The sequence below is a fragment of the Chromatiales bacterium genome, from assembly GCA_014762505.1.
GTDB lineage: Bacteria > Pseudomonadota > Gammaproteobacteria > SpSt-1174 > SpSt-1174 > SpSt-1174.
In genome coordinates this window covers 12,713-39,623 of record JABURS010000043.1, presented here as the reverse complement: position 1 = coordinate 39,623, position 26,911 = coordinate 12,713, and the positions used below count along the sequence as shown (strand labels likewise).

Annotated in this window: 24 protein-coding genes; 10 read left to right on the top strand and 14 right to left on the bottom strand. The window is 67.7% G+C overall.

The features are described 5' to 3' along the window. Positions 1-76 precede the first annotated feature (76 nt). Together HUJ28_11965 and HUJ28_11960 are read left to right on the top strand one after the other, a co-directional pair. Positions 77-391 carry a c-type cytochrome gene (locus HUJ28_11965; GenBank protein MBD3620176.1) on the top strand — a complete coding sequence of 105 codons (315 nt, stop codon included), beginning with the start codon at positions 77-79 and terminating at the stop codon, positions 389-391. An 11-nt stretch (positions 392-402) separates the two neighbouring features. Continuing rightward, positions 403-1,695: an FAD-dependent oxidoreductase gene (locus HUJ28_11960; protein ID MBD3620175.1), complete on the top strand. Its 1,293-nt coding sequence runs from the start codon at positions 403-405 to the stop codon at positions 1,693-1,695. A 120-nt stretch (positions 1,696-1,815) separates the two neighbouring features. Here the strand turns inward: HUJ28_11960 and HUJ28_11955 are convergent, their stop codons facing one another. From HUJ28_11955 to HUJ28_11935, 5 genes are all read right to left on the bottom strand, one after another. Further along, on the bottom strand, positions 1,816-2,133 hold the full coding sequence (locus HUJ28_11955) for a hypothetical protein (GenBank protein MBD3620174.1): 318 nt from the start codon (positions 2,131-2,133) through the stop codon (positions 1,816-1,818). A 198-nt stretch (positions 2,134-2,331) separates the two neighbouring features. Then, positions 2,332-2,649 (bottom strand): hypothetical protein, encoded by a 318-nt coding sequence (locus HUJ28_11950; protein ID MBD3620173.1) that lies wholly within the window; start codon positions 2,647-2,649, stop codon positions 2,332-2,334. Positions 2,650-2,740: 91 nt separating this feature from the next. Further along, on the bottom strand, positions 2,741-3,250 hold the full coding sequence (locus HUJ28_11945) for a DUF302 domain-containing protein (GenBank protein ID MBD3620172.1): 510 nt from the start codon (positions 3,248-3,250) through the stop codon (positions 2,741-2,743). Positions 3,251-3,371: 121 nt separating this feature from the next. Next, entirely contained in the window at positions 3,372-3,836 is a 465-nt protein-coding gene (locus HUJ28_11940; protein MBD3620171.1) for a peroxiredoxin, read from the bottom strand. 66 nt (positions 3,837-3,902) lie between these two features. Then, on the bottom strand, positions 3,903-5,699 hold the full coding sequence (locus HUJ28_11935; GenBank protein ID MBD3620170.1) for a GGDEF domain-containing protein: 1,797 nt from the start codon (positions 5,697-5,699) through the stop codon (positions 3,903-3,905). Positions 5,700-5,860: 161 nt separating this feature from the next. Between HUJ28_11935 and HUJ28_11930 the strand changes: the two genes are divergently transcribed. Continuing rightward, complete coding sequence (locus tag HUJ28_11930) at positions 5,861-7,054, top strand: GGDEF domain-containing protein (GenBank protein MBD3620169.1); 1,194 nt, start codon at positions 5,861-5,863, stop codon at positions 7,052-7,054. A gap of 155 nt (positions 7,055-7,209) precedes the next feature. Here the strand turns inward: HUJ28_11930 and HUJ28_11925 are convergent, their stop codons facing one another. Continuing rightward, entirely contained in the window at positions 7,210-7,413 is a 204-nt protein-coding gene (locus tag HUJ28_11925) for a DUF2892 domain-containing protein (GenBank protein MBD3620168.1), read from the bottom strand. A 129-nt stretch (positions 7,414-7,542) separates the two neighbouring features. On the opposite strand from HUJ28_11925, the gene arfB reads away from it, so the two are divergent. After that, positions 7,543-7,962, top strand: a complete 420-nt coding sequence (arfB, locus tag HUJ28_11920) for an aminoacyl-tRNA hydrolase (protein ID MBD3620167.1) — start codon at positions 7,543-7,545, stop codon at positions 7,960-7,962. A gap of 7 nt (positions 7,963-7,969) precedes the next feature. On the opposite strand, the gene HUJ28_11915 is transcribed toward arfB, so the two are convergent. The 7 genes from HUJ28_11915 to glcD all read right to left on the bottom strand — a co-directional run bounded on the left by HUJ28_11915 (position 7,970) and on the right by glcD (position 17,560). Next, positions 7,970-10,150 carry a malate synthase G gene (locus HUJ28_11915; protein ID MBD3620166.1) on the bottom strand — a complete coding sequence of 727 codons (2,181 nt, stop codon included), beginning with the start codon at positions 10,148-10,150 and terminating at the stop codon, positions 7,970-7,972. 38 nt (positions 10,151-10,188) lie between these two features. Then, positions 10,189-11,715: a TRAP transporter large permease subunit gene (locus HUJ28_11910; GenBank protein MBD3620165.1), complete on the bottom strand. Its 1,527-nt coding sequence runs from the start codon at positions 11,713-11,715 to the stop codon at positions 10,189-10,191. Further along, a complete protein-coding gene (locus HUJ28_11905; GenBank protein ID MBD3620164.1) occupies positions 11,712-12,410 on the bottom strand; it encodes a TRAP transporter small permease subunit in 699 nt (232 codons plus the stop codon). Before HUJ28_11905 ends, HUJ28_11910 begins: the two co-directional genes overlap by 4 nt. An 81-nt stretch (positions 12,411-12,491) precedes the next feature. After that, positions 12,492-13,610: a TRAP transporter substrate-binding protein DctP gene (gene dctP / locus HUJ28_11900; GenBank protein MBD3620163.1), complete on the bottom strand. Its 1,119-nt coding sequence runs from the start codon at positions 13,608-13,610 to the stop codon at positions 12,492-12,494. 163 nt (positions 13,611-13,773) lie between these two features. After that, positions 13,774-14,997: a glycolate oxidase subunit GlcF gene (gene glcF / locus HUJ28_11895; GenBank protein MBD3620162.1), complete on the bottom strand. Its 1,224-nt coding sequence runs from the start codon at positions 14,995-14,997 to the stop codon at positions 13,774-13,776. A gap of 2 nt (positions 14,998-14,999) precedes the next feature. Then, complete coding sequence (glcE, locus tag HUJ28_11890; protein ID MBD3620161.1) at positions 15,000-16,067, bottom strand: glycolate oxidase subunit GlcE; 1,068 nt, start codon at positions 16,065-16,067, stop codon at positions 15,000-15,002. Further along, positions 16,067-17,560, bottom strand: a complete 1,494-nt coding sequence (gene glcD / locus HUJ28_11885) for a glycolate oxidase subunit GlcD (protein ID MBD3620160.1) — start codon at positions 17,558-17,560, stop codon at positions 16,067-16,069. Before glcD ends, glcE begins: the two co-directional genes overlap by 1 nt. A gap of 105 nt (positions 17,561-17,665) precedes the next feature. On the opposite strand from glcD, the gene truC reads away from it, so the two are divergent. The 6 genes from truC (at position 17,666) to HUJ28_11855 (ending at position 25,130) form a co-directional block, all read left to right on the top strand. Continuing rightward, positions 17,666-18,439, top strand: coding sequence for a tRNA pseudouridine(65) synthase TruC (truC, locus tag HUJ28_11880; GenBank protein MBD3620159.1), 774 nt, complete (start codon positions 17,666-17,668; stop codon positions 18,437-18,439). After that, positions 18,436-18,711 carry a GIY-YIG nuclease family protein gene (locus tag HUJ28_11875; GenBank protein ID MBD3620158.1) on the top strand — a complete coding sequence of 92 codons (276 nt, stop codon included), beginning with the start codon at positions 18,436-18,438 and terminating at the stop codon, positions 18,709-18,711. Before truC ends, HUJ28_11875 begins: the two co-directional genes overlap by 4 nt. Next, positions 18,695-19,342, top strand: a complete 648-nt coding sequence (locus HUJ28_11870) for a hemolysin III family protein (protein MBD3620157.1) — start codon at positions 18,695-18,697, stop codon at positions 19,340-19,342. Before HUJ28_11875 ends, HUJ28_11870 begins: the two co-directional genes overlap by 17 nt. 86 nt (positions 19,343-19,428) lie before the next feature. Beyond that, positions 19,429-21,579: a VTT domain-containing protein gene (locus HUJ28_11865; protein ID MBD3620156.1), complete on the top strand. Its 2,151-nt coding sequence runs from the start codon at positions 19,429-19,431 to the stop codon at positions 21,577-21,579. After that, on the top strand, positions 21,576-22,262 hold the full coding sequence (locus tag HUJ28_11860; GenBank protein ID MBD3620155.1) for an endonuclease/exonuclease/phosphatase family protein: 687 nt from the start codon (positions 21,576-21,578) through the stop codon (positions 22,260-22,262). Before HUJ28_11865 ends, HUJ28_11860 begins: the two co-directional genes overlap by 4 nt. Before the next feature lie 63 nt (positions 22,263-22,325). Continuing rightward, entirely contained in the window at positions 22,326-25,130 is a 2,805-nt protein-coding gene (locus tag HUJ28_11855) for a diguanylate cyclase (protein ID MBD3620154.1), read from the top strand. A gap of 33 nt (positions 25,131-25,163) precedes the next feature. On the opposite strand, the gene HUJ28_11850 is transcribed toward HUJ28_11855, so the two are convergent. Then, a complete protein-coding gene (locus HUJ28_11850; protein ID MBD3620153.1) occupies positions 25,164-26,747 on the bottom strand; it encodes a methyl-accepting chemotaxis protein in 1,584 nt (527 codons plus the stop codon). Positions 26,748-26,911 lie beyond the last annotated feature (164 nt).

The following is a 26,911-nucleotide window of genomic DNA, read 5'->3' as shown; positions in this document are numbered from 1 at the left end:
GGGAGACATAACCATAACAGCACGCCGCCGCCCGTCAGGCCGGCACTCAACGCTTGCATATTGAAGGAGGAAGTCCATGACACATCGGCTACACAAGGGAGGGGCGATCTGCATCCTGCTTGCCGGCATCGCCGCCCTGCCCCTCACGGCCAGCGCGGAGATCTCGCGCGGCCAGATACTCGCCAGCACCTGCTTCGCCTGCCACGGCACCGACGGCAAGAGCCCCGGCGCCATCCCCCCCATCAACGGCTACCCGGCCGAGGTGATCGAACGCCAGCTCAAGGGCTTTCGTGACGGCTCGCGCGCGGCCACGGTGATGAACCGCCACGCGAAGGGCTATACCGACGAGGAGATCCGTCTCCTCGCCGAATACCTCGGCACGCTGAAATAAAGGGGACCGGCATGACGCATATCTCACGCAGAAGCTTTCTCAAGACCGTCGGCGCCGGCAGCGCCCTCGGGCTGTTCGGCCTGTCCGGCTGCGGCAAGAACGGCAGTGGCGGCAAGGCCCGCATTGTCATCATCGGCGGCGGTCCGGGTGGTGCCACCTGCGCCAAGTACCTCAAGCGCTTCGACGCCGGCCTCGACGTCACGCTGATCGAACCCAGTGCCAGTTACACCACCTGCTTCGGCAGCAACTGGGTGCTCGGCGGCCTGGGCGAGATGGACGACATCGTGCAGACCTACGATGCGCTGAAGACGACCTACGGTGTGACCATCGTGCAGGACAGCGCCACCGCCGTCGACCCGGCGGCCCGCACGGTCACGCTGGGCAGCGGCGACACCCTGTCCTACGACCGCCTGGTGGTCTCCCCCGGCATCGACTTCCGCTGGGAGACCGTCGAGGGCCTGGACGCCTCCACCGCCAGCGCCATTCCCCATGCCTGGAAGGCCGGCGAGCAGACCCGCATCCTGCGCAGCCAGCTCGAGGCCATGGACGACGGCGGGGTGTTCGTCATGTGCGCCCCCGGCAATCCGTTCCGCTGCCCGCCCGGGCCCTACGAGCGTGCCGGCATGGTGGCCCACTACCTCAAGCAGCACAAACCGCGCTCCAAGGTGCTGATCCTGGATGCCAAGGACAACTTCTCCAAGCAGGGCCTGTTCCAGGCCGGCTGGAAGGCGCTCTATGGCGACATGATCGAATGGGTGCCGGGCTCGCAGGGCGGCATGGTGGACCGCGTGGACGTCAACACGCGCACCGCCTATTCCGATGGCGGCCTGAACTCGTTCAAGGCCGACGTGCTGAACTTCATCCCGCGGCAGAAGGCCGGGGCCATCGCGCATGTGGCAGGCCTCACCAACGACGACGGCTGGTGCCCGGTGAACCAGGAGACCTTCGAGTCGACCATCCATCCCGGCATTCACGTCATCGGCGATGCCAGCGTCGCCGGCGCCATGCCCAAGTCCGGCCACTCGGCCAACAGCCAGGGCAAGATCGCGGCAGCGGCCATCGTGCTGGGTCTCCAGGAACAGCCGATGATCACGCCCTCCCACGTCAACACCTGCTACAGCCTGGTCGGTCCCGACTACGGCATCTCGGTGGCCGCCGTGTATCACTACACGGATGGCGGCATCAAGGGCGTGGAAGGTGCCGGTGGCGTGAGCCCTGCCGATGCCGGCCCGCAGTTCCGCCAGCAGGAGGCCGACTACGCCCGCGGCTGGTACGCGAGCATCACCCAGGACATCTGGGGCTGACGGGGATCTCTCCCCGACAAGAAAAAGGCCGCGCATTGCGCGGCCTTTTTCTTGTCGGGGCGTGAGGAGGGAGGAGTGAGAAGATAGGCGTAAAACGACTAACGCCTCACTACTTGCTACTCACAAATTCCGCCCCTGCCCCCGCGGGTCATCGGCCTCCAACGGGTCGACCAGCTGGATGGCCTGCGAGTTGCCCCAGGCTTCGATGTCGTCGACCTCGATGCCGAGCCAGCAGTACCAGCCCATGTCGTCCTCGCCGCAACCGCCGACCACGCGCTGGCCATCCTCCAGCAGGATGTGGCGCGAGTACTCGAGCGCCTGGTCTTCGTTGCGAAACGCCTTCCACAGCACGACGCGCTCGGCTCTGGCGTCCTGCGGCAGCGGTCGCGATTGCGCCAGGATACGGCGTGCTTCGTTGTCTCCCTCGAATGATTTCATCGGGCCTCCTGCGGTTTGGATTCTGTCTTCACCCTAACGCGGCCGGCACGAAGCTCAAGAAACCACGGTCGCCAGGCGGTCTTTTCAGGCCAGTGCCTCCACCATCTTCCAGCAGGGAATCATCGGGCGTCCACCACGCTCCCCAGATGTGCCAGAAGATCCCATTCGCATTGTCCTGACTTGCCGCGGAACATGCAGTCAGAGCTTGCGTCCCTGCCCCCTTGGGTCGTCTGCATCGAGAGGGTCGCAGAGCTGGATGGCGCCCGGATGCCCCCATTTCTCGATGTCGTCGACTTCCACCCCGATCCAGTGGTAGGCACCGACATCGTCGCGGCCACAGCCACCGATTACGCGCTGCCCATCCTCGAGCAGGATATGGCGAGAAAACTCCACCGCCTGATCCTCATTTCGAAAAGTACGCCACACTACGACGTGTTCGCTCCGAGGATCCTCTGGTAGGAATCGCTCTGTGCGCAGAATCTGCCGTGCTTCTTCGTCTCCTTCAAAGGCTCTCATGAGGCCTCCTGCTAGGCGATGCATGTAGGAACAATATGCTTCGCATAGGCCACGTGGACATTGAAATTCATCAACCGCGAGATATGCCAGTCTAGAATGCACCCTCGGCCGCCGCCTCCATCATCGACATCAGGGTGTCGTTGATTCGGTTGGCTATGGACTTGAGCTCCGGTGGCAGCTCGGCATTGTCGATGAGCATGTCCAGGTCGATCATCATCAACCAGAACTTGCCATCCTGATCCTCGACCAGCGCAATCCGGCAGGGCATGTAGGCGGCGAAGACCGGGTTGTACTGGACCATACGGTACGCATCAGCGGGATTGCAGAACTGGAAGATCTCCAGACGCCCCGAATCGATTCCGCGCGCGGCGAGTTCCTTCGATAGCGGCTGGTGGGCCACCAGCTTCATGTTGTACTGCACCGCGCGCGAACGTAACGCTTCGATGGCGTCGTCGGCATTCACGCCGTCGGCCAGCGGCACACGCACCACGGTCTGGGTGATGTCGAAAAACTGCATGGTCGACTTGTCGGTGGCCAGCGCAGCCACTGGCAAGAACAGCAACAGGACGAGAAAACAGGTTTTCAGGACGGGCGTATTCATGAGCAGCACCTCCTGGTCCGTCGGCAGGCTTACCCTGAGTGTAGAAGTCGCGCGGCAGCTACGCGATCCCCACCAGTATCGTCGTCCTCACATTGCTGCCATCATCCCCGCAATGACCGCGCTATATCGTCCTGACTCTTTCGAGTATTTTCTGGGCGTGGCCTTCGGGGTCGACACCATACTCTACACAGGCAAGATGCCCCATCCTGTCTATTATGAAGGTTGAACGCACGATACCCATTTTTTTCACGCCCTGCTTTTCCTTCTCCTGCCACACGCCATAGGCCTCGCAGATCCGCCCGTCGGTATCGGCGAGCAGCTCGACCTTGAGGCCGAACTTGTCGATGAAGGCCTGGTGACTCTCGCAGGAATCCCGGCTCACCCCGATCACGATGCTGTCGGCCGCGGCAAAAGCATCGGCCAGGGCGGTGAACTGGTTCGCCTCGATGGTGCAACCGGGCGTGTCGTCCTTGGGGTAGAAATACAGCACCACGGACTTGCGCCCCCGAAAGTCGTCGAGCGATATCGTCCTGCCGGCGGCAGTGGCGGCGGCAAAGCCCGGGGCCATCTGATTGACTTCAAGCATAGGGTCTCTCCTCGAGGATTACTGACACGATGCAGAGCATTGCCCATGCCGGCAGTGCCGACAAGATCACGCACAGACCACGCGGTTTCGGCCCTCGCGCTTGGCCGCGTAGAGCGCCGTGTCGGCACGCGAGATGAGCGTATCCAGGTTGTCGTCATAGCGGCACTCGGCCACGCCGATGCTGGCCGTCACGGAGAGAAACTCCCCCTCGTGCCGCAAATCCAGGCGGGCAATGGTGGCGCGCAGCTTTTCGGCGAGGTCGCGGGCGGCACCGAGCTCCGTATGCGGCAGCACGATACCGAATTCCTCGCCGCCCAGCCGCCCGAGGATGTCCGTGCCACGCACCGCCTCGCGCACGATCTCGCTCACGGCCACGAGCAGGGCGTCGCCGGCCGCGTGGCCGAAGCTGTCGTTGATCTCCTTGAAGTGATCGAGATCCATCATCAGCAGCGAGACCGGGTGCCGATGGCGATGCGCGATCTCCAGCGCGCGCATGCCATAGTCGTAGAAGGCGCGCCGATTGTTGATGCCGGTGAGTTCGTCGGTCCGTGCCAGGTTTTCCGCCCGTTCCTTGGCGGTACGCAGTTCCTGCGTACGTATGGCGACCTCCTGTTCGAGTGTCTGTTTGGTCTGCGCCAGCGAATCCCGGTAGCGGGCCTCTACCCGGTCCCGCTCCTGGCGCATGAGGTTGTAGCGGTCCGCCAGGGCCATCGCGAGCAGGGTGACGTCCAGCATCATGCCGAACTCCACTGCACGGTAGGTCGCGAAGTGATAGGGCAGCACCCCGGCCACGACCAGTGCGGTGATGCTCGCCCCCACCAGCGAGGAAAAACTGCCGACGATGAAGAAGCGCGCGGCACGATTGCCCCGGTACCAGGACAGCAGGCCGGCCACGACCACGGTCAGGGTGTAGGTGACCACAAGTGCGATCGACAGCGAGACATGCGTGTAATAGCCGCCGAGCACCCACGAGCCCAGCAGGGCCAGGACCAGCACGGCGAGAAACGCCAGCAGGAAACGGTGCAGATACGGATTGCGCAGCCGCGTGCCGAGAAAGTGGATCGCGAACAGCACGCCGGTGATCTGGAACAGGTAGATGGTGATGGGGTGCAACCAGTTCACCCACTCCGGCGAGTCGCGCCAGACCAGCGCATAGGTGAACCCGTTGTAGGTGAGGTTCATGACGAGAAAGGCCGCGAGATACAGCACATAGAAGAGATACGGCCGGTCGCGCAGGAACAGGAAGAGAAACAGGTTGTACAACGCCATGATGGCAATGGCGCCGTAGAACACGCCGTAGTAGAACGACGTCCAGCGATCCTGCCGGGCGAAGGCCTCGGGCTCCCAGAGATCGACGGGCACCAGCAGCGGGTCACGCGCCTCGGCGCGCAGGTACAGCGTGCTGGTACCGGGTGGCAGCGTGAGACGAAACACCGGCAGCGGGTGGTCGTAGCTGCGCTCGCCGTAGGGCAGGGTGTCGCCGAAGTGCTGGCGCAGGAGATCGCCGTCGGGGCCTCTCACCCACAGGGTCAGGGCATCCAGCCAGGAGCACTCCACCACCAGCAGCCGGTCGAGTGCCCCGGGGCCTGCATTCACCAGTTCGAAATGCAGCCACACCGCCGTGTTGGCAAAGCCGAAACTCGGCACGTCCGTCTCCAGCGGGCGAAATGCCGCGGATACCGTGCCCTGCTCCACGTCCTCGAAGTCGAACGCGCGCTCGCGGTCATCGAGCACCAACACACCCTTGCCGATGCTCACATGGGGGGCCGTGGCATCCATGACCGCCATGCCCGTGGCCGGCAGCAACAGAAAGAACAGCATCCAGGAGCGGAATCGCCTGCTGATCCTGCGCCCGGTAATCATGCGAATTCCATGCGACTCTTCTTCTTCGACTCTGGCGCCCACGGCGGATCGCCCCCCGCCGACCACTCTACCGGAGATGGCCCGGCGAGGGTATGTGCAGCGTTCGCACGCGGCGCCGGATTCGCGCTAAGCTTGGTCCGCGTTCACCACCGGAGTACCGAGTGTCCCTCTCCCTGCTACGCGGCCTGACCGCCTTCCTGCTTCCTGGCGGCCTGCTCTTTCTCCTGCAGCTGATCGCCGCCGGACACCCGGATGTCTCGCCCAGGCTCGCCCACCTGGAGGGCGTCTACCCCGCCACGGTCGTGATCATTGCCCTGCTGCTGGGCTGGCGCTTCGACCGCAGCCGCCTGGTCTTCGCCACCGTGGTCGTCGCCGTCGCCGGCATCGCGCTGCATGCCGGCGACTCGTTGCTGCGTCACGCCATCACCGTGCTGCTGCCGCTGAACATCGCCGTCATCGCCCTGCTCAAGGAACGCGGCATCTTCACCTGGCATGGCCTGCTGCGCTGGGCCGTCATCGCCGCCCAGGTCGCCGGTCTCTGGATGCTGCTGTACGGCCAGCGGCTCGACTGGCTACATGGCTTCGGCCATGCCCTCCTGCCACTGCCCGCACTCGACGCCCTGCGCCTGGGGCAACCGGCACTGCTCGCCTTCGGTCTGGCCCTGGCCGTCACCGCCATCCAGGGCCTGCGCCAGCGCAATGCCATGGAATACGGCCTGTTCTGGGCACTGGCCACCATGCTCTACGTCCTGCTCGCCGCGCCCGTCGACGGCCTGCTGGCCACCGGCTTCGCGACCGCTGTGCTCATCCTCGTCATCGCCCTGCTCGAGGTCTCGCACTTCATGGCCTACCGTGACGAGCTCACCGGTCTGCCCGGCCGCCGCGCCCTGAACCAGGCCCTGCTCAAGCTCGGCGGCCGCTACACCATTGCCATGCTGGACGTGGACCACTTCAAGAAATTCAACGACACCTACGGCCACGACGTCGGTGACGAGGTGTTGAAGATGGTCGCGGCACGCCTGAAGGGGGTGAAGGGCGGCGGCAAGCCCTTCCGCTATGGCGGGGAGGAATTCACGGTGCTGTTCGCCGGGCGCCGGGCGGAAGATGCCCTGCCCCAGCTCGAGCGCCTGCGCGCGGCCATTGCCGATGCACCGTTTACCGTGCGCGGCAGGAACCGGCCGAAGCGGAAGGGGGAAAAGAAGGTCAGGGGTAGCGACCGGCAGGTGCCGATCACCATCAGCATCGGCGCCGCCGAACCCGGCGAGCACGCCCGCGACCCCCAGGCGGTGATCAAGGCCGCCGACAAGGCCCTCTACCGGGCCAAGAAGGCCGGCCGCAACCGCGTCGCCACCTAGGGCGGGCCGCGACCCGCCGTAACCATCATCGGACGCCCGCCATCACCTGGTTTGGATGGCGGCCGTGGGCCGCGCCGCCCTGTGGATTGGGCATAAAAAAACGGGGCGTCTCCGCCCCGCTGCTGACTACGCCGGCCGCCAGGCCGAAGCGCGGTTTACTTGAAACTGGAACCCGGCTTGAAGCCCAGCTTCTTCAGCAGGATGGCCGGCGGGCAGAAGCCGGTGATGGCGGACTGGATCAGGTTGAAGCCGGCAAAGGCCGTGAGCCACAGCCAGTGGACGGAGTGCAGCTGGGAGAGCGCCAGGCTCACCAGGATCACGGTGCCGGCGAAGATCATGACGATGCGGTCGATGGTCATTGGTGTTGCCTCCAGAGATGCGATTCGGGCCGAGACCCGGGATGCGGCCAGAATAACATATTAGAAAACTCTAATATAGATACCGCCAGCCGCCGCCGGTTCCCCCAGCCGGCATGTTACCCTGCCACCATGCTGGTCATCTCCCGCAACGTATCCCTGCCTGACGACGAGATCGAGCTCACCGCCGTGCGCGCTCAGGGCGCCGGCGGACAGAACGTCAACAAGGTCGCCACCGCCATCCACCTGCGCTTCGACATCCGCGCCTCGTCACTGCCCGAGTTCTACAAGGAGCGTCTGCTGGCCCTGCGGGACCGGCGCATCACCGGCGACGGCGTGGTGGTGATCAAGGCGCAGCGCTTCCGCACCCAGGAGAAGAACAGGGAGGATGCCCTGGCGCGCCTGCAGGCGCTGGTCCAGGCGGTGGCAGAGGTGCAGAAGAAGCGCCTGCCCACCCGGCCCGGCAAGGCGGCCAAACGCAAGCGCATGGATGAGAAGACGCAGCGCGGCAGGACCAAGCAGCTGCGCGGCCGGGTCCGCGGCCTGGACTGAGGCCCGCCTACCCCTGGACGGCGGCCTTGAGCGCCCGCCGGTGGGCATGCAGCAGCGGCTCGGTGTAGCCGTTGGGCGATTCCCGCCCCTGGAAGATCAGGTCGCGCGCCGCCTGGAAGGCGATGCCGTCATGGCCCGGGGCCAGTCGGGCATAGTGCACGTCGGTGGCATTCTGTTCATCGACCAGCAGCGCCATGCGCCGCAGCCCGTCCATCACCTCCTCCTCGCTCACCACTCCGTGATGCAACCAGTTGGCCAGCAACTGACTCGATATGCGCAGGGTCGCGCGGTCCTCCATCAGGCCGACGTGGTTGATGTCCGGCACCTTGGAGGCGCCGATACCCTGGTCGATCCAGCGCACCACGTAGCCGAGGATGCCCTGGCAGGCATTGTCGAGCTCGGCACGGATCTCCTCGGCCGGCCAGTCGGGCTGCGCCACCACCGGGATGGCGAGCAGGTCGTCGCGCGTGGCGCGTCGCCCGCCCTTCAGCAGTTCGGTCTGGCGGGCGGCCACATCCACGCGGTGATAGTGCATGGCGTGCAGGGTGGCCGCGGTGGGCGAGGGCACCCAGGCGCAGTTCGCGCCGGCCCGGGGGTGACCGACCTTGGTCTCGACCATGGCCTTCATCTCGTCGGGCATGGTCCACATGCCCTTGCCGATCTGCGCCCGGCCGCGAAAGCCGCAGGCCAGCCCCGTGTCCACGTTCCAGTCCTCGTAGGCGGTGAGCCAGGTGGACTGTTTCATGCGGGCCTTGCCAAGCATCGGCCCGGCCTCCATGGAGCTGTGGATCTCGTCGCCGGTGCGATCCAGAAAGCCCGTGTTGATGAAGATCACCCGCTCGCGGGCGGCGCGGATGCACTCCCGGAGATTGAGCGTGGTACGCCGCTCCTCGTCCATGATGCCGATCTTGAGCGTGTTGGGCGCCAGCCCCAGGGCCGCCTCGGCGGCGGCGAAGAGTTCCACGGCAAAGGCGACCTCCTCCGGCCCGTGCATCTTCGGCTTGACGATGTACATGCTGCCGCTGCGGCTGTTGTTCAGCTCCCCGTCACCCCGCAGGTCGTGCAGGGCGCAGAGGGCCGTGACCATGAGATCCAGCATGCCCTCGAAGACGGGCTCGCCGTCGGCATCCTGCACGGCGTCGATGGTCATGAGATGGCCGACGTTGCGCACCAGCATGAGGCTGCGGCCCGGCAGGGTGATGGTCCGCCCGCCGGGTGCGGTGTAGCTGCGGTCGGGTGCGAGACGCCGCACCACCGGCCGGCCGCCCTTCTCGAAACTCGCCTCCAGCGTGCCCTTCATCAGGCCCAGCCAGTTGCGGTAGACGGCCACCTTGTCCTGCGCATCCACCGCCGCCACCGAGTCCTCGCAGTCCTGGATGGTCGTGAGGGCCGATTCGAGGATCACGTCCCGGATGGCCACCGGCCGCACCTCGTGGGGCTCGAGATCGGTGGCCAACTGCAGCTCGATGTGCAGGCCGTGGTGCCGGAACAGCAGGGTGGTCAGACGGCCATCCTCGTGCCGATAGCCTGCCAGCTGCCCCGGGTCCGCCAGTCCTGTGTGCGCACCGCTGGTCAGCGTGACACGCAGGACGTTGTCGCGCAGGTCATAGGCCAGGACCTCGGCGTGTCGCCCCCGGGCCAGCGGAATGGTCTCGTCCAGGAAGGCCCGGGCCGCCTCGATCACCTTCGCGCCGCGCAGCGGGTTGTAGCGCGTGCCGCGCGTGGCGCCCTCGTCCTCGGGCAGCACGTCGGTGCCGTAGAGCGCATCGTACAGACTGCCCCAGCGGGCATTGGCGGCATTGAGCGCATAACGCGCATTGTTCACCGGCACCACCAGCTGCGGCCCGGCCACCTCGGCGATCTCCGGGTCCACGTTCCCGGTGGTGATGCGAAAGTCCTCGCCCTCCGGCAACAGGTAGCCGATGTCCTCGAGGAAGGCGCGATAGGCCGCGGCATCATGTGGCTGGCCGCGCCGCTCACGGTGCCAGGCATCGAGCTGTTGCTGCAGGGCGTCCCGGCGCGCAAGCAGCTCGCGGTTGCGCGGGGCGAAACCCCGATGCAGATCCGCCAGTGCCTGCCAGAAGGCACCCGGGTCGATGCCCGTACCCGGCGCCGCCTCCTGCCCGATGAAATCGAACAGGGAACGGGCGACCTGCAGGCCGGCGATGTCGATGCGTGCGTCACTCATGATCATCACCTCCGAAGAGCCGACCTTGTCGGACGTCTCTAACCATACACCAGGCTCGGCAACCAGGTGGCCAGCGCCGGGAACAGGATCACCAGCACCAGACCGAAGGTCTGCAGGCCGAGGAAGACCAGCGCCGAGCGGAAGATCGTGGCCATGCTGATATCCGGCGGGCAGACGCCGCGGATGTAGAACAGGGCATAGCCGAAGGGCGGGCTGAGGAACGACATCTGCATGTTGACCAGGTACAGCACGCCGAACCACAGCACCACGGCATCCGCATCCGGCCCCGGCAGGCCGAACAGCCCGTCGAAGGTGAGCGCGCGGATGATGGGCACGAAGATCGGCACGGCCAGCAGCAGGATGCCCACCCAGTCGAGGAACATGCCCAGGATCACCAGCAGCACCATCATCAGGAACAGGATGCCGTAGGCCGACAGCCCGGTACCCAGCAGGGTCTCGGTAATGAAGGTCTGCCCGCCCTGCAGGATGTAGAAGCCGACAAAGACCGAGGCACCGAAGATGATCCACAGCACCATGGCCGTGGCCTTCACCGTGGTCACCGAGGCCTCGCGCAGGGCGAGGATATTGAAGCGCCGGTGCATCATGGCCACCACGATCGCGCCGAAGGAACCGATGCCGGCGGCCTCCACCGGGGTGGCGATGCCGCCGAACAGCAGGCCCAGCACCAGGAACACCAGCACCAGCGGCGCGGTCAGGCGCGACAGCAGTCGAATCTTCTCGCCCATGCCCACTCGCTCCTCGACCGGCAGGGCCGGCCCGAGCTTGGGGTTCTTCCAGCTGCGGAACAGCACGTAGGCGATGTAGAGCCCGGAGAGCATCAGGCCCGGCAGCACCGAACCGAGATACAGCTCGCCCACCGACTGCTGCGCCACCACCGCATAGAGGATCGCCAGGATCGACGGCGGGATGAGGATGCCGAGCGTGCCGCCGGCCATGATCGAGCCCAGCGCGATCTTCGGATCGTACTTGCGCCTGAGCATGGCCGGCAGGGCGATGATGCCCATGGTCACCACCGCCGCGCCGATCACGCCGACCATGGCGGCGAGTATCGTGGAGGCGAGGATGGTGGCCGCGGCCAGACCGCCGTTGAGCCCGCCCATCCACTTGTAGACCACGTCGAACATCTCCTCGATGAGCCCGGCCCGCTCCAGCATTGCGGCCATGAAGATGAACAGCGGGATGGCGGCCAGGTCCGAGTTGGTCATCATCGGGAAGATGCGCGTGGGGATGATGTTGAGCATCAGCTGGTCACCGACCAGGTAGATGAACACCACCCCGAGCCCACCGGTGACGAAGGCCAGCGGCAGGCCCAGCATCAGCAGCACGAACAGGCTGCCGAACATGATCCAGGTGAGGGTGGCGATGTCCACGCCGGCCAGCATGCCGGCCGAGCGGAACAGGAAGACCTCCTCGCCCCAGGGATCGTAGAACAGGATGTTGATGATCTCGACGCCGACGACGAAGACCGCCAGCAGCGTGAGCGCATAGGTCAGCCAGGTGCCGATACGGCTGCCCGGCGTGGGTGCGGCCATGGACTGGCTCATGCGCGCGCCCTCCCCAGCTTGTGGAAGAGGACGATGTCCTTGACCAGCTTGGAGAACCCGGCCAGCAGGATCAGGATCGAACCCAGCAGCATCATGCCCTTCACCGGCCAGTGCTGGATGCCCCAGGTCTCCATGGTGACTTCACTCATGTTGTAGGAATCCATGAAGAAACGGAACGAAGTCCCCATCAGCGCCACGGCGAAGATGAAGAAGAAGACGGAGGTGAAGATGTCCACGCCGACGCGGGCGCGCAGCGGAAACTTCACGTACAGGATGTCGACCCGCACATGCGCGCCGTGCAGCAGGGCATAGGCCCCGGCCAGCAGGTACTGCATGCCGAACAGCAGGTAGGAGCCCTCGTGCACCCAGATGGTCGGCATGTTGAAGAGGTAGCGCATCACCACCTCGAAGAAGTAGAAGATCACCGCGTTCACGGTCCAGAACGCGACGAAGATCCCGGTGGCGTTGCTCAGCCAGTCGATGGATTTCGTGAACCAGTTGCCGGGCCAGTCCCGGGTGGGATCTTCCGTGGCGAGCAGTTCCTGCGCGAGATTCTCGTCAGGTGTGGGGGATAAGGGTGGGTGTTTCTTCTCGTGACGTTTTGCCAGCCAGATCATCGCCAACGGCATGATGGCCAGCCAGCCCCAGTACAACCAGTGGGGCATGACAAAACCGAAGCCTTCCAGATCGGACATGTGTAACCGACTCCGCGTAACTTTAGGAGAAGGCGGGCGGCGATGATCGCCGCCCGCCCCGGATGAGGACCCTGTCGCCGATCAGAGGCTGTAGCCCTTGATGTCCTCCGGCGTCACGTAGCCCATGGTCTCGTTCATCATGTAGTCGAGCTGCAGCTTGAACACGCGTGCGGCGTCGGCGTCCTTCTTCGCCCACTTGAACCAGATCGGGATCGCGGCGGCGCGGAACTTGTCCACGTCCTCGGCACTGAGGCGCGAGACCGTGTTGCCGGCGGCCTTGAACTTGCCCATGGCCTCGATGTTCTTCTTCTGGATGCCGTTGTAGTGATCGCGCGAGTAGATGTACACCTGCTCCTCGACGAACTCCTGCATCTTCGGCGACAGGGCCTTCCAGGCGCGCATGTTCACCGTCAGGTCCATCACGTCGCAGGGCTGGTAGATCGACATGGTGCCGGGCGGGCCGAACAGGATGTAGTCCGTCACCTGGTGGAAGCCGAGGTCGTAGTTCACCGCCGGGCCGACGTAGTCGGCGGCGTCGATGGTGCCTTTCTCCAGCGCGGGGAAGATGTCCGAGCCCGGCAGCGAGACGGTGGAGACGCCGAACTGCTGGAACACCTCGGCCACCATGCCGCCCGGCAGGCGGATCTTCATGCCCTTGAGGTCTTCCACCGAGTTCACCGGCTTCTTCGAGTGGATGATGTTGGCATCGTGCTGGATGGGGCCGACGAACATCAGGCCGAACTTGGCATAGATCTCGCGCGCCATCTGCAGCATGCCCAGGCCGTAGTGCATGGTGTCCCACTGCGCCGGCTGATCCGGGCCGAGCGGATAGGAGGAGAGAAACACGCTGGCCGGGATCTTGCCGGGCCAGTAGAGGGTGAAGGGGTTCATGCCCTGCAGCACGCCGGAACGCACGGCGTCGAACAGCGCGTTGTTGTCGGCGGCCACCGCCTTGGCGGCGAAGGGCTTGATGTCGAGCTCGCCGCCCGACTTCTCCTTGATGCTGTTGCACCAGTTCTCGAACAGGGCGTAGCCGGTGGTGCCGGCGTCCCAGACGGACTGGACCTTCCAGGTATGTCCCTGGGCGGCCTGGGCACTGCTTATGAAAGGCGCACCGAGGACGGTGGCCCCGCCAGCGGCGGCCAGTCCCTTCAGGAACTTGCGGCGCGAGCCGGAACGGGTATCGCGGAAATCGCTCATCAGTAACCTCCTTTGGGAAGCAGCCGGGCCTTGTGCGCGGCCGCAGTTCTTATCGTTTATGTGTTGACGGGGAGGTGGACCCCAGAGAAAAGATAGCAGCTGGGGCGGGAGAATGGGACCGCCGGGGCCACCGCCTGTCCGGGCAGCGCCTCGGCCCGCCCGGCTAGCGGTCCGCGAAGGCCTCGTCCAGCAGCTCGATCCAGTGCCGCACGGGCGTATCGGTGCCGGTGGCCAGGTGCAGCTGGCAGCCGATATTGGCCGTGGCGATGACCTCGGGCGCGCCCTTGCCGAGCGCCGCGAGCTTGTTGTCGCGCAGCTGCTGCGACAGCCCGGGCTGGAGGATGGAATAGGTGCCGGCCGAGCCGCAGCACAGGTGGGCGTCGGCCACGGGGGTGAGGCTGAAGCCCGCGCGGGTCAGTATGCCCTCGACCACGCCGGCGAGTTGCTGACCGTGCTGCAGGGTGCAGGGGCTCTGGAAGGCGATCCTGCGCCGCTGTGGCTTCAGGCGCTCCTTCGGCAGCGGCTCGTCGCGCAGCACCTCGGCGATGTCCTTCGCCAGCGCCGTGACGCGCGCGGCCCTGTCGGCGTAGTCCGGGTCGTCCTTCAGCAGGTGGGCATACTCCTTCACCATCGCCCCGCAGCCGCTGGCGGTGATGATGATCGCCTCGGCCCCCGCCTCGATGTGCGGCCACCAGGCATCGATATTGCGGCGCACGAACCCCAGCGCCTCGGCCGGGGCGGCCAGGTGCTGGCTCACCGCCCCGCAGCAGCCCGCGCCCTGCGGCGTGACCAGCGTGATGCCTAGCCGGTCGAGCACGCGTGCGGTGGCGGCATTGGTGGCGGGCGTGGCCACGCTCTGGGCGCAGCCCTCCAGCACCAGCATCCGGCGGGCATGCCCGGAGGCGGGACGCGCGCCCGCCGACTGGGCGACCGGCACCTTGCGGCGCAGCGCCGCGGGCAGCAGCGGACGCGTCAGCCGGCCCAGGGCCAGCAGCGGGGCGAAGCGCGCCGGGTAGGGGAGCAGCTTGCGCAGCAGCCTGCGCGTGAGCCGCGCGCCCGCCGGGCGCGGCACCTCGGCCTCGACCAGCTCGCGGCCGATGTCCACCAGCCGGCCGTACTGCACGCCGGAGGGGCAGGTGGTCTCGCAGGAGCGGCAGGTCAGGCAGCGGTCGAGGTGGGTCTGCGTCTTCGCGCTCACCGCGCCGCCCTCGAGCAGCTGCTTGATGAGATAGATGCGCCCGCGCGGGCCGTCGAGCTCGTCACCCAGCAGCTGGTAGGTCGGGCAGGTGGCGGTGCAGAAGCCGCAGTGCACGCAGGCGCGCAGGATACGCTCGGCCTCCAGGCCCTGGCGGGTGTCGCGGTACCTGGCGCTGATCTGCGTCTGCATGCCTACAGCTCCGCGTACAGGCGGCCGGGGTTGAGGATGCCCGCCGGATCGAAGGCGGCCTTGAGGCGACGGTGCAGCGCCAGCAGCCCCGGGGCCAGGGGCTGGAAGATCTCGCCGGTCTCGGCGCCCGCCGGCCGGTTGTGCACCAGCGTGGCGTGACCGCCGGCGGCCCGCGCCCAGGCACGGATCTCCTCGGCCGGGGCGTCGCTCACCAGCCAGCGCTGCGCCCCGCCCCACTCGTAGAGCCACTTGCCATCGATCTCGCCCGGCGGGGCGTCCGAGGCCACCGACAGCCGCCAGATCGGCCGCTTCGCCGTGAAGAAGGCGTGGCGCTGCTCGCGCAGCTTGTGCCAGAAGCCGGCGCTGTCCTCGACGAGCTCCCCGCCCACGCGCTGGCGTGCCGCCGCCACCCCCTTGGGCGTGCCGCAGAGGCGAACATACAAGGTGTCGCCGTGAAAACAGGTGGCGGTGATGGGCAGCTGCCGCCCGGCCCAGCGATGCAGCAGGAACAGGGCCTCCTGGTCCGTGGTCCTGCGCGCCAGGGTGATGTGCGTTTCGGGGCGCGGGATCACGCGCAGCGAGACCTCGAGCAGCACGCCCAGCGTGCCCATGGCCCCGGCCATCAGGCGCGAGACGTCGTAGCCCGCCACGTTCTTCATCACCTCGCCGCCGAAGGAGAGGATCTCGCCGCGGCCGTTCAGCACCTTCGTCCCCAGCACGAAGTCGCGCGCCGCACCGGCGTAGGCGCGGCGCGGCCCGGAGAGGTTGCAGGCCACGGTGCCGCCCACGGTGGCGCCCGCGCCCAGGTGCGGCGGCTCGAAGCCCAGGATCTGGTTGTGCTCGGCCAGGGCCGCGTCGATCTCGGCCAGCGGCGTGCCCGCGCGGGCGGTGACGACGAGTTCGGTGGGCTCGTAGTGCACGATGCCGCGATGCCCGGCCGTGGCCAGCGCCTCGCCCGGCGTCGCCCGCCCGAGGAAGTGCTTGGTGTCGCCGCCGACGATGCGCAGCGGCGTCCCGTCCGCGGCGGCGGCCCGCACCTGGTCGCGCAATTCGGCCGAGCGATCGTCCATCAGAAACGCTCCAGCTCGGGGAAGGGCAGCTCGCCGCGGTGCACGTGCATGGCGCCGAACTCGGCGCAGCGATGCAGCGTGGGCACGGCCTTGCCCGGATTCAGCAGGCCCTCGGGGTCGAAGGCGTGCTTGATGGCATGAAACTGGGTCAGCTCCAGGGCATCGAACTGCACGCACATCTGGTTGATCTTCTCCATGCCCACGCCGTGTTCGCCGGTGATGGTGCCGCCCACCTCGACACAGAGCTCCAGGATCCGGCCGCCGAATTCCTCGGTACGTTCGAGCTCGCCCGGCTGGTTGGCATCGTAGAGGATGAGCGGGTGCAGGTTGCCGTCGCCGGCGTGGAAGACGTTGGCCACGGCCAAGTCATATTCCTGCGAGAGCTCGGCCATGCGCTTGAGCACCTCGGGCAGCCGCTTGCGCGGGATGGTGCCGTCCATGCAGTAGTAGTCGGGCGAGATGCGGCCCACGGCGGGGAAGGCGGCCTTGCGGCCCTTCCAGAAGGTCAGGCGCTCGGCGTCATCACGTGCGGTGCGCACCTCGGTGGCGCCGCTTTGCTTCAGGATCTGGCGCACGGCGAAGATGTGCTCCGAGACCTCCTCGTTGGTGCCGTCGAGCTCGCAGAGCAGGATGGCCTCGGCATCGCGCGGGTAGCCCGCGTGCACGAAGTCCTCGGCGGCCTGGATGGCGAGCCGGTCCATCATCTCCAGGCCTGCGGGGATGATGCCGGCGGCGATGATGTTGCCCACCGCCGCGCCCGCCTTCACCACGTCGTCGAAGGCGGCCAGCAGCACCTGGGCGCGCTCGGGCCGGGGCAGCAGCTTCACCGTCACCTCGACGATCACGGCCAGCATGCCCTCGGAGCCGGTCAACAGCGCGAGCAGGTCGTAGCCCGGGCTGTCCAGGCCGTCGCCGCCGATCTCCAGCAGCTCGCCGTCGATGGTCACCACCTTGAGCTTCTGGATGTTGTGCACCGTGAGACCGTACTTGAGGCAGTGTACGCCGCCCGAGTTCTCGGCCACGTTGCCGCCGATGGTGCAGGCGATCTGCGAGGAGGGGTCGGGGGCGTAGTACAGCCCGAACTCCTCCACCGCCTGGGAGATGGCGAGGTTGCGTACGCCGGGCTGCACACGGGCCGTGCGCCGCGTGGTGTCGATCTCGAGGATCTGCGAGAATTTCGCCAGGCTCAGCAGCAGCCCCTGCTCGAAGGGCAGCGCGCCGCCGGAGAGCCCCGTGCCCGCCCCGCGCGCCACCACCGGCACGTTGTACTGGTGGCAGAGCCGCAGGATGGCCTGCACCTGGTCCACGGTCCCGGGCAGGACGGCCACCATCGGCAGGCGGCGATAGGCCGACAGCCCGTCGCACTCGTAGGGACGCAGGTCCTCCTCCGTCGAGAGCACCGCCTCGGCCGGCAGGAGCTCGCGCAAGCGGCGCACCAGAGCGGGCTTGTCGATGGCGGGCGTGGGAAATTCGTCTGTGTGGTCGTGATGCATGGCTCGTCGTACTCGGATCACCCGGACCTGTCGCAAGCATAGCGGTTGCAACGAAACCGGTGGCGACCGACCATAAAGACTTCACTTTGGCCGACCCCGGCGCGGATGGCAACCTTTACCGCGGCGGGGTTACTGACCCCCACGACGCCCGTGACCGAACCCGACATCCTCTTCCAGGACGACTGGCTGGTGGCCGTGCACAAGCCGGCCGGTCTGCTCGTGCACCGCAGCCTGATCGACCGGCGCGAGACGCGCTTCGCCCTGCAGCTGGTGCGCGACCGCATCGGCCGGCGCGTCTACCCCGTGCATCGCCTGGACAAGCCCACCTCGGGCGCGCTGCTGTTCGCGCTCGACCCGGAGACCGCCCGGCGGCTCACCGCGGCCTTCACCGCAGGCGCGGTGCAGAAGACCTACCTCGCCGTGGTACGCGGGCACACACCGGAGGCCGGCGTGATCGACTATGCCCTGCGCGAGGAACAGGACCGCATGACCGACGCGCTGGCCGACCCGGACAAGGCCGCCCAGCCGGCCGTCACACCCTGGCGGCGCCTGGCCACCGTGGAGCTGCCCCATGCCGTGGGCCGCTACCCCACGGCGCGTTACTCGCTGCTGCGCCTGACCCCGGAGACCGGCCGCAAGCACCAGATCCGCCGTCACATGAAGCACATCTTCCATCCCGTGGTGGGCGACACCACCCACGGCGACGGCCGCCACAACCGCTTCTTCCGCGAGCAGCTCGACTCCCACCGCCTGCTGCTGGCGGCCACCGGCCTGGCGCTCGCCCACCCGCACACGGGCGCGCCGCTCGCCATCGAGGCGCCGCTCGCGGCGGACTTCCGCCAGGTACTGGACCGGCTGGGCTGGGAGGCCTGCGCGTGAGCGGCTGGTGCGTATACATCCTGCGCTGCGCCGACGGCAGCCTCTACACCGGCGTGACGGTGGACGTGGACCGCCGCCTGCGCGAGCACAACGGCGAGCTGCCGGGTGGGGCGCGCTACACGGCCAGTCGCCGGCCCGTCATCCTCGCCCACGTCGAGACGGCGGCAAACCGCGCCAGCGCCTGCCAGCGCGAGGCGGCCATCAAGCGCCTCTCCCGCGTTGCCAAACTGACCCTGATCGAACGGACGGCCACCCATGCATCCAGTCACTGAGCGCGCGGCCGCCGCGCGGCGCGCCGAGCGCTTCAACACCATCAGTCATCTCATCGGCGCCGCACTCGCCTTCCCCGCCGCCGTGGTGCTCATCGTCTTCGCCAGCCTCGACGGCTACGCGCGCGAGATCATCGCCTTCTCGGTGTATGGCTTCACGCTCTTCACCCTCTACCTGATCTCGGCCCTCTACCACGGCCTGGACGGCAAACCCAAACGGGTCTTCCAGATCCTCGACCACCAGGCCATCTACCTGCTCATCGCCGGCACCTACACGCCTTTCACCCTGGCCGCGCTGCGCGACACCGCCTGGGGCTGGTGGCTGTTCGGCCTGACCTGGGGACTGGCGATCTTCGGCATGGTCTACGACGCCCTGTTCCGGCGCGGGCCGCGCATCGTGCCGGTGCTGATCTACGTGATCATGGGCTGGTGCATCATCGTCGCCCTGGACCCCCTGCTCGAGCGGATCAGTCCCACGGGCTTTGCCTGGATGCTGGCCGGCGGGCTGCTCTATACCGGCGGCATCGGCTTTTACATCCTCTCCCACTGGCGCCCGGGGGCCCACGGCATCTGGCACCTGTTCGTGCTGGCCGGCAGCGCCGCGCACTACGTCGGCATCCTGCTCTACAAATAAGCCCCCGCGCTGCAGCGTCGACGCGATTGCGCTACTCTGAAGGGCCACCCACACGGGCCTGCCGGGCGCAAGCCGGCGGGTGATGCATGGACACGCTACTGGCCCCCGGGCGCAACTGCTGGCACCTCGCACACGCCCACCGCGCCGCCTTCGTCATCGACGGTGCCGACTACTACCGCGCCATACGCGAGGCCATTATTCGCGCGCGCCACGCCGTCTTCATCGTCGGCTGGGACATCCACAGCGAACTGCGCCTGGTGCGCGACGACACCCCGCCGGACGACGGCTACCCCGTCACCCTCGGCGCCCTGCTCGATGCCGTGGCGGCCGAACGTCCCGACCTGCACGTCTACATCCTGAGCTGGGACTTCGCGATGATCTATGCACTGGAGCGCGAGTTCTTCCCGCGCTACAAGCTGCGCTGGCGCTCCCACGACCGCGTGCACTTCTGCCTGGACGGGGAGCACCCGCTGGGCGCCTCGCAGCACCAGAAGATCGTGGTGGTGGACGATGCCATCGCCTTCTCCGGCGGGCTGGACATCAGCAAGTGGCGCTGGGACACCAGCGAGCACCGGCCGGATGACCCGCGCCGCCTCGACCCGGACGGCAAGCCCTACCCCCCGTTTCACGACGTGCAGATGCTGGTGGACGGCGAGGCCGCCGCCCGGCTCGGCGAACTGGCGCGCGAACGCTGGCGTTTCGCCGGCGGCGAGGCCGACCCGGTCGAGCCGCGCGGTGCCGACCACGACCCCTGGCCACCCAGCGTGCAGCCCAGCCTCACCAGCCTCGACGTGGCCATCGCCCGCAGCCTGCCCGCCTACCGCGACCGCGGCGAGATCCGCGAGGTGGAACGGCTGTATCTCGACAGCATCGCCGCCGCCCAGCGCTTCCTCTACATCGAGAACCAGTACTTCAGCTCGCACCGCATGGCCGAGGCCCTGGCCGAACGCCTGCGCGAGCCCGACGGCCCCGAGGTGGTACTGGTGATGCCCGAGCAGACCGGCGGCTGGCTGGAACAGCACACCATGGACGTGCTGCGCGGGCGCGTGCTGCGGGACCTGCACGAGGCCGACCGGCACGACCGCCTGCGCGTGTACTACGCGCGCCTCTCCAGCGAGCCGCCGGTCTCGCTCATGGTGCACGCCAAGGTGATGGTCATCGACGATGCCTTCGCCCGCGTGGCCTCCTCCAATCTGAGCAACCGCTCCATGGGGCTCGATTCCGAATGCGACCTCGCCGTCGCCTCCACGGAGGAGCGCGACCTGGGCGAGCCCATCGCCGCCTTCCGCCGGCGCCTGCTGGCCGAGCACCTGGGCGTATCCGTGGACGCACTCGCCACGGCCGAGGCGGAACACGACGGCCTGATCGCGGCCATCGAGTCCCTGCGCGGCGGTGAACGCACGCTGCAACCGCTGGATGCCGGGGTCCCCGCCGAGGTGGACGAATGGGTACCCGACGCCGCCCTGCTCGACCCCGAAAAGCCCGTCTCGCCGCAGGAGCTCTTCGACCAGATCGTCGACCCGGACCAGCAGACCCCGGCCTGGGGGCATTTCCTCAAGATCGGGCTGCTGATCGCCGGCGTGCTGACACTCGCCGCCCTGTGGCGCTGGACTCCGGTGGGCGACTGGCTGGACGTGGACCGGCTGGCCGATGTCGGGCGCTGGATCGACGAGCGCCCCTTCACCCCCCTGCTGGTGATCGGCGCCTATGTGCTGGCCGGGCTCGCCGTGGTGCCGATCACGCTCATGTTCATCGTCACCGTGATGGTCTTCGGTGCCTGGACCGGGGCCATCTACTCCCTGGTCGGCGCTGAGATCTCGGCACTGGTCACCTACGGAATCGGCCACCTGCTCGGACGCGATGCGGTCGCACAACTCGCCGGCGGCCGGGTGCACCGCATCAGCCGCACCCTGGGACGACGCGGCCTGCTCACCACCATCGCCCTGCGCATCATCCCGGTGGCGCCGTTCTCGGTGATCAACGTCATCGCCGGGGTCTCCGACATCCGCCTGCGCGACTTCGCCATCGGCAGCCTCATCGGCCTGCTGCCGGGCGTGGCGGCCACGGCCTTTCTCGCCGACCGCATCGTCGCCTCGCTGCGCGACCCCACGCCCACGCAGATCCTCATCCTGCTGGTGGCCATCGGCGTGGTGATCCTGGCCATGGCCGGGCTGCGCTACTGGCTCCGGCGCAAGCGTGGCGGGAACGGGGAAGACGGGGACACCGCCGGCGCATGAGCCTGCGCATCGCGAGCTACAACATCCATCGCGCCATCGGCCGCGATGGCCGGGAGGATGCCCTGCGCATCGCCCGCGTGCTGCGGGAGATCGATGCCGACATCGTGGCCCTGCAGGAGGTGGGCTTTCATGCCGACACCCCGGGCCACCTGCTCGACACCCTGGCCGAGGCACTGGGTGCACACGCCATCGATGGTGTCACCTTCACCGACGCGCGCGGCCACTACGGCAATGCCGTGCTCACCCGCCTGCCGGTGGCCGGCATCAGCCGTCACGACCTCAGCGTGCCAGGGCGTGAACCGCGCGGCGCCATCGAGCTCGCCCTCACCCACAACCAGGTCGACCTCCGCCTCGTCGCCACCCACCTCGGCCTGCGGCCCGGCGAGCGCCGCGCCCAGATCCGGCAACTGCTGCCGCTGCTCGAGGCCGACGATGCCGAGGTGCGCATCCTGCTCGGCGACCTCAACGAGTGGTTCCTCTGGGGCCGGCCGCTGCGCTGGCTGCGGCGCGTCTTCGGCCGCCTGCCGGCCCCCGCCACCTTCCCGGCCCACCGCCCCTGGTTCGCCCTGGACCGCCTGTGGGTGAAGCCCCTGGAGGTCATCGACGCCATCCACGTGCACGACAGCCCCGCCGCGCGCGTCGCCTCCGACCACCTGCCGCTGGTGGCCGAACTCGATCTCTGACCTCAATCAAGTACCTGCTTGAAAGCATGGTCCGACCGGCATCCGCGACGTAGAATCGGTCGCATGATCCGCCTGCTCACGCGCCTCGCCTCCCGGCTCCTGCCGCTGCTGCTGCCCGGCCTGCTGCTCGCACCGCTCGGCGCGCTGGCCGAAGCCCCGCCAGGGCCCGCCCCCCTCGTCATCTCCCAGGACCACGCCTGGCCCCCGCTGGCCTATCGCGACCGGCAGGGCGAACCCCAGGGCCTGCTGGTGGACCTGTGGCGCCGGCTGGGCGAGGAGCTGGGGCGTCCCGTCGAGTTCCGCCTGGCCGACTGGCCACAGAGCATCGAGCAGCTGCGCGACGGCCGGGCCATGGTGCATGGCGGTCTCTTCCCCTCGCCCGAACGCTCGGCCTTCCTGGATTTTTCGCGACCGCTGCTGCCCATGGAGGCCGTGGTCTTCGTCGCCACCGAAACCGGGCCCACCACGCTGGATGATCCGGGCATCGGGGCCGTCGGCGTGGTCGCCGGCAGTTACGAGCGCGAGTTCCTGCAGGGCCGGTATCCGGACCTGTCGTTGCACGACTACCCCAACAACGCCGACCTGGTCGCGGCCGCCGTGGCCGGCGAGGTCAGGGCCTTCGCCGCCGACTATCCCGTGGGCCGCTACCTGCTCGACCGCCAAGCCACACCGGACGCCTTCCACGTGATCGAGGTGCTGTACGCCCAGCAGCTGGTCGCCGCGGTGCCCAAGGGAGAGGCCGCCCTGCTCGCCGAGATCGACCGCGCCATCGCCGCCCTGCCACCCGAGGAACTGGCGCGCATCGTCCATCGCTGGACCCATACCGAGACGTTCGAGGTCGCCCCGCGCTGGCTCCTGCCGCTGGTGGCGGCCACGGTGCTGGGGCTGATGCTGCTCTTTCTCGGCGCCCATCTGCGCGGACTGCAGACCCAGCGGGCACGCCTGGAGCAGCACCTGCTGGCGCGCACCCGGGAGCTGCGCGAACGCGGCGCCCAGTTCCGCGCCCTGTTCGACAACTCCGCCGTGGCCGTCATGGTGCACGACCCGTATACGGCCCGGGTGCTGGAGGCCAACCAGCGTGCACTGCAGACCTACGGCATGCCCGACATCGACGCACTCAATCTTGCGGCCTTCGAGGACGAATCGGTCTGGGCCGGCCCGCCCTACTCCCTGGCCGACGTCGAACGCTGGTTCGCCCGCACGCGCGAGGAAGGGCCGCAGCGCTTCGAGTGGCTCACGCGCCGCCTCAACGGGGAGCAGCTCTGGGAAGACGTCTTCCTGCAACAGGTCACCATCGGCGGCGAGCCCCGCATCGTCTCCAGCTCCATCGACATCACCGCCCGCAAGCTCGCCAAGCTGCGCGACCAGCACCGCAGCGAGATCCTCGCCGCCCTGGTGGCCAACGAGCCGCTCGAGGCCCTGCTGCGACGCATCGTGCGCTCCATCGAGGACGAGGACCCGGAATCCATCTGCTCCATCCTGCTGATCGACCCACAGGGTACCCAGCTGCACCACGGTGCCGCCCCCAGCCTGCCGGCGGACTACACAGCAGCCATCGACGGTCTGCCGGTGCGCGAGGACGTCGGCTCCTGCGGCGCGGCGGCCGCCACCGGGCGGCGCGTGGTGGTGGAAGACGTGCTCAGCCACCCGAACTGGGCCGGCTACCAGGACGTGGCCCGTGCGGCCAACCTGCGCGCCTGCTGGTCCGAACCGATCTGCTCGACCAGTGGCCAGGTACTCGGCACCTTCGCCATCTATCACCGCGAACCACGCACCCCGGGACCGGATGACCTCGACCGCCTGCGTGTGGCCGTGGATCTGGCCAGCCTGGCCATCGAGCGCAAACAGACCGAAACGCTGCTGCAGCGCCAGACGGCACTGGAAGAACTGGTACGCGGCATCTCCCTTGCACTCCTGGCCGGCGAGGCCAGGGAGACGGATACCGCCATCGCTGGCGCCATGGCGCGCATCGGCGCCTTCATGCAGGCCAGCCGCTGCGTGCTGCTCGAGCTGACCCCCCTAGCCGACCTGCGTCTGCGGGAACAATGGTGTGCTCCGGGCATCCCGCCGCGCGCACCGGACTTCCGGGTGCCCGCCGAAGGGGCCATGCCCTATCTCGCCCCCCTGAACCGCGGCGAGGCCGTGATCCTGACCGACAGCGAGACGATCCGCCCCCTGGAGCGCGATCTCCTGCGTGCCGGCGGCACCGGTTCCATCCTGGCATTGCCGATCCTGCGCGACGGCCGCCTGCAGTCCGTGCTGGTACTGGCGGCCGTCGAAACGGATCGCCTCTGGCCGGCCGCCGACATCAAGCTGCTGCAGGTGGCCGCCGACCTGATCGGCGGGGCCCTGGCACGCCAGCGCCTGGAGCAGGAACTGGAACACCAGGCCACGCACGACCTGCTCACCGGCCTGTACAACCGTCGCAAGCTCGAGTCGCTGCTCGAACTGGAGATCGGCCGGGCGCAACGCTACGGTCGGCCCTTTAGCCTGGCCCTGCTCGACATCGACGGCTTCAAGGCAATCAACGACGCCCATGGCCATGACATTGGAGATGCCGTACTGCGCCAGCTGGGTAACGTCTTCAGCGAACGTCTGCGTGACAGCGACCTGCCGGGACGCTGGGGCGGCGAGGAATTCGTGATCCTGCTGCCCGAGACAGACGAACCGGGGGCACTACAGCTTGCCGAGACCCTGCGCCGGTCGATAGCCGACACCACTTTTGCCCCGGTGGAACAGGTTACGATCAGCCTGGGTGTGGCGAGCTATCGCGAGGGCGACACCCTGGACGAGCTGTTGCGCAGGGCCGACCGGGCCCTGTACCGGGCCAAGGACGCGGGCCGCAATCGCGCCATGCTGGCGGGCTGAGGCCCGGCAGGCCGGCGCTCGATACTTGACCGTCTATCCCTGGCGCTGCTTGCGAAACCCCTCGGTGAGCAGGCGCATGCGCCGGGCCATGTCACCCAGTTTCTCTGCCGTGGCGGCGGTATGCTGCACGCAGTCCGCCGTGCTGCGGGCGATCCCGCTGATGGCCGTGATGCTGCGATTGATCTCCTCGGCCACGGCGGTCTGCTGTTCCGAGGCGCTGGCGATCTGGGTGTTCATGTCGTTGATGCGGTTCACGGCCTGGGTGATGGCGGCCAGCGCGGCCCCGGCCTCGGCCACCTGCCCGACCGTTCCCTGGGCACGGCTGCGACCCTGCTCCATCACGGCCACGGCATCTGCCGTGCCCTGCTGCAGGCGCTCGATCATGCCCTGGATCTGCTGGGTGGAGTCCTGGGTGCGACTGGCCAGGGTACGCACCTCGTCGGCCACCACGGCAAAGCCGCGACCCTGCTCGCCGGCACGGGCCGCCTCGATGGCGGCGTTCAGCGCCAGCAGGTTGGTCTGCTCGGCGATCCCGCGGATCACGTCGAGGATTCCGCCGATGTTCTCGCTCTCGCGGGCCAGCCCCTGCATGGCATTGGCCGCCTGCTCGACGTCGTCGGCCAGGTGACGGATCTCCGCGATGGTGGCCTCCACCACGTCACGCCCGGCATCCGCTCGCTGGCTGGCCTCGTCGGCCGCACCCGCCGCCTCGCAGGCGTTGCGCGTCACCTCCTGGATACTCGCCACCATCTCGTTCATGGCCGCCGCCACCTGCTGGGTCTGCTCGTCCTGCTGGCGCACGCCGTCACGGGTCAGGGCCACGTCCTTCTCCAGGCCGTCCACCGCCTCGCCCAGCACCCGCGCCGAATCGCCGATACGGCCGACGATGGCGCCGGCCTCCGAGTTCATCATCTTGATGGCCAGGCTCAGCTGGCCGACCTCGTCCAGGCGGCCGCTGTACACCCAGCGCATGAGCTTGTTGTCCACCAGGGACTGCGTCTGCGCGATGGCCCGGCAGATCGGCGTCATCAGGTAATGCGCGATCAGACCCGCCCCGGCCAGCGACAGCCCGGCCGCCCCCAGCACCACGGGCAACGGCAGGGGCGAGGCCACGGCCACGGCGATGCTCGGCATCAGTGCGGCGGCGACGAAGGCGAGGAACTTCGTGCGCATGCCCAGCGGGCGCCGCTTCAGCCAGCGCGGCGGACGCCCCTGCATCAGCCGGGCATAGAGCCGCTCGGCCCGTTCGACGTGACGCCGGTCGGGCAGAGTGCGCACGGACTGGTACTCCACCACCTCCCCGCCCTCGTTGATGGGCGTGACGTAGGCATCAACCCAGTAGTGATCGCCGTTCTTGCGCCGGTTCTTCACCAGACCCATCCAGGGCCGGCCCGACTTCATGTGCGACCACAGATCGGCGAAGGCGGCCGGCGGCATGTCCGGGTGGCGCACGATGTTGTGGTTGCGACCGAGCAACTCGTCCTCCTCGAAGCCGCTGACCTCGACGAAGTCGTCGTTGACATAGCTTACGGCCCCCTTGAGGTCGGTGGTGGACAGGATATTCGCGTGGGGCGGGAAGACGTACTCCACCCCCGTGACGGGCAGGTTCTTCTTCATGCAGTGGACTCCGTTGGCGTGGCGTTGTGGCATCGCGTAATGCCTTTATTATTCTTGTGGTTATTAACACATGATTTTTTTATGGTCTTTATCGCCGAACCGGCCGGACTGACGGAAGGTGGGTTTTTGAAGACGGACGGCAGGAAGCCCCAGGAACGCACGCG

What these genes read in the sequence shown, in the direction of transcription:
- HUJ28_11965 (MBD3620176.1), top strand. Translation starts at nt 77, where the DNA reads ATGACACATCGGCTACACAAGGGAGGGGCGATCTGCATCCTGCTTGCC.
- HUJ28_11960 (MBD3620175.1), top strand. Translation starts at nt 403, where the DNA reads ATGACGCATATCTCACGCAGAAGCTTTCTCAAGACCGTCGGCGCCGGC.
- HUJ28_11955 (MBD3620174.1), bottom strand. Translation starts at nt 2,133, where the DNA reads ATGAAATCATTCGAGGGAGACAACGAAGCACGCCGTATCCTGGCGCAA.
- HUJ28_11950 (MBD3620173.1), bottom strand. Translation starts at nt 2,649, where the DNA reads ATGAGAGCCTTTGAAGGAGACGAAGAAGCACGGCAGATTCTGCGCACA.
- HUJ28_11945 (MBD3620172.1), bottom strand. Translation starts at nt 3,250, where the DNA reads ATGAATACGCCCGTCCTGAAAACCTGTTTTCTCGTCCTGTTGCTGTTC.
- HUJ28_11940 (MBD3620171.1), bottom strand. Translation starts at nt 3,836, where the DNA reads ATGCTTGAAGTCAATCAGATGGCCCCGGGCTTTGCCGCCGCCACTGCC.
- HUJ28_11935 (MBD3620170.1), bottom strand. Translation starts at nt 5,699, where the DNA reads ATGATTACCGGGCGCAGGATCAGCAGGCGATTCCGCTCCTGGATGCTG.
- HUJ28_11925 (MBD3620168.1), bottom strand. Translation starts at nt 7,413, where the DNA reads ATGACCATCGACCGCATCGTCATGATCTTCGCCGGCACCGTGATCCTG.
- arfB (MBD3620167.1), top strand. Translation starts at nt 7,543, where the DNA reads ATGCTGGTCATCTCCCGCAACGTATCCCTGCCTGACGACGAGATCGAG.
- HUJ28_11915 (MBD3620166.1), bottom strand. Translation starts at nt 10,150, where the DNA reads ATGAGTGACGCACGCATCGACATCGCCGGCCTGCAGGTCGCCCGTTCC.
- HUJ28_11910 (MBD3620165.1), bottom strand. Translation starts at nt 11,715, where the DNA reads ATGAGCCAGTCCATGGCCGCACCCACGCCGGGCAGCCGTATCGGCACC.
- HUJ28_11905 (MBD3620164.1), bottom strand. Translation starts at nt 12,410, where the DNA reads ATGTCCGATCTGGAAGGCTTCGGTTTTGTCATGCCCCACTGGTTGTAC.
- dctP (MBD3620163.1), bottom strand. Translation starts at nt 13,610, where the DNA reads ATGAGCGATTTCCGCGATACCCGTTCCGGCTCGCGCCGCAAGTTCCTG.
- glcF (MBD3620162.1), bottom strand. Translation starts at nt 14,997, where the DNA reads ATGCAGACGCAGATCAGCGCCAGGTACCGCGACACCCGCCAGGGCCTG.
- glcE (MBD3620161.1), bottom strand. Translation starts at nt 16,067, where the DNA reads ATGGACGATCGCTCGGCCGAATTGCGCGACCAGGTGCGGGCCGCCGCC.
- glcD (MBD3620160.1), bottom strand. Translation starts at nt 17,560, where the DNA reads ATGCATCACGACCACACAGACGAATTTCCCACGCCCGCCATCGACAAG.
- truC (MBD3620159.1), top strand. Translation starts at nt 17,666, where the DNA reads ATGGCAACCTTTACCGCGGCGGGGTTACTGACCCCCACGACGCCCGTG.
- HUJ28_11870 (MBD3620157.1), top strand. Translation starts at nt 18,695, where the DNA reads ATGCATCCAGTCACTGAGCGCGCGGCCGCCGCGCGGCGCGCCGAGCGC.
- HUJ28_11865 (MBD3620156.1), top strand. Translation starts at nt 19,429, where the DNA reads ATGGACACGCTACTGGCCCCCGGGCGCAACTGCTGGCACCTCGCACAC.
- HUJ28_11860 (MBD3620155.1), top strand. Translation starts at nt 21,576, where the DNA reads ATGAGCCTGCGCATCGCGAGCTACAACATCCATCGCGCCATCGGCCGC.
- HUJ28_11855 (MBD3620154.1), top strand. Translation starts at nt 22,326, where the DNA reads ATGATCCGCCTGCTCACGCGCCTCGCCTCCCGGCTCCTGCCGCTGCTG.
- HUJ28_11850 (MBD3620153.1), bottom strand. Translation starts at nt 26,747, where the DNA reads ATGAAGAAGAACCTGCCCGTCACGGGGGTGGAGTACGTCTTCCCGCCC.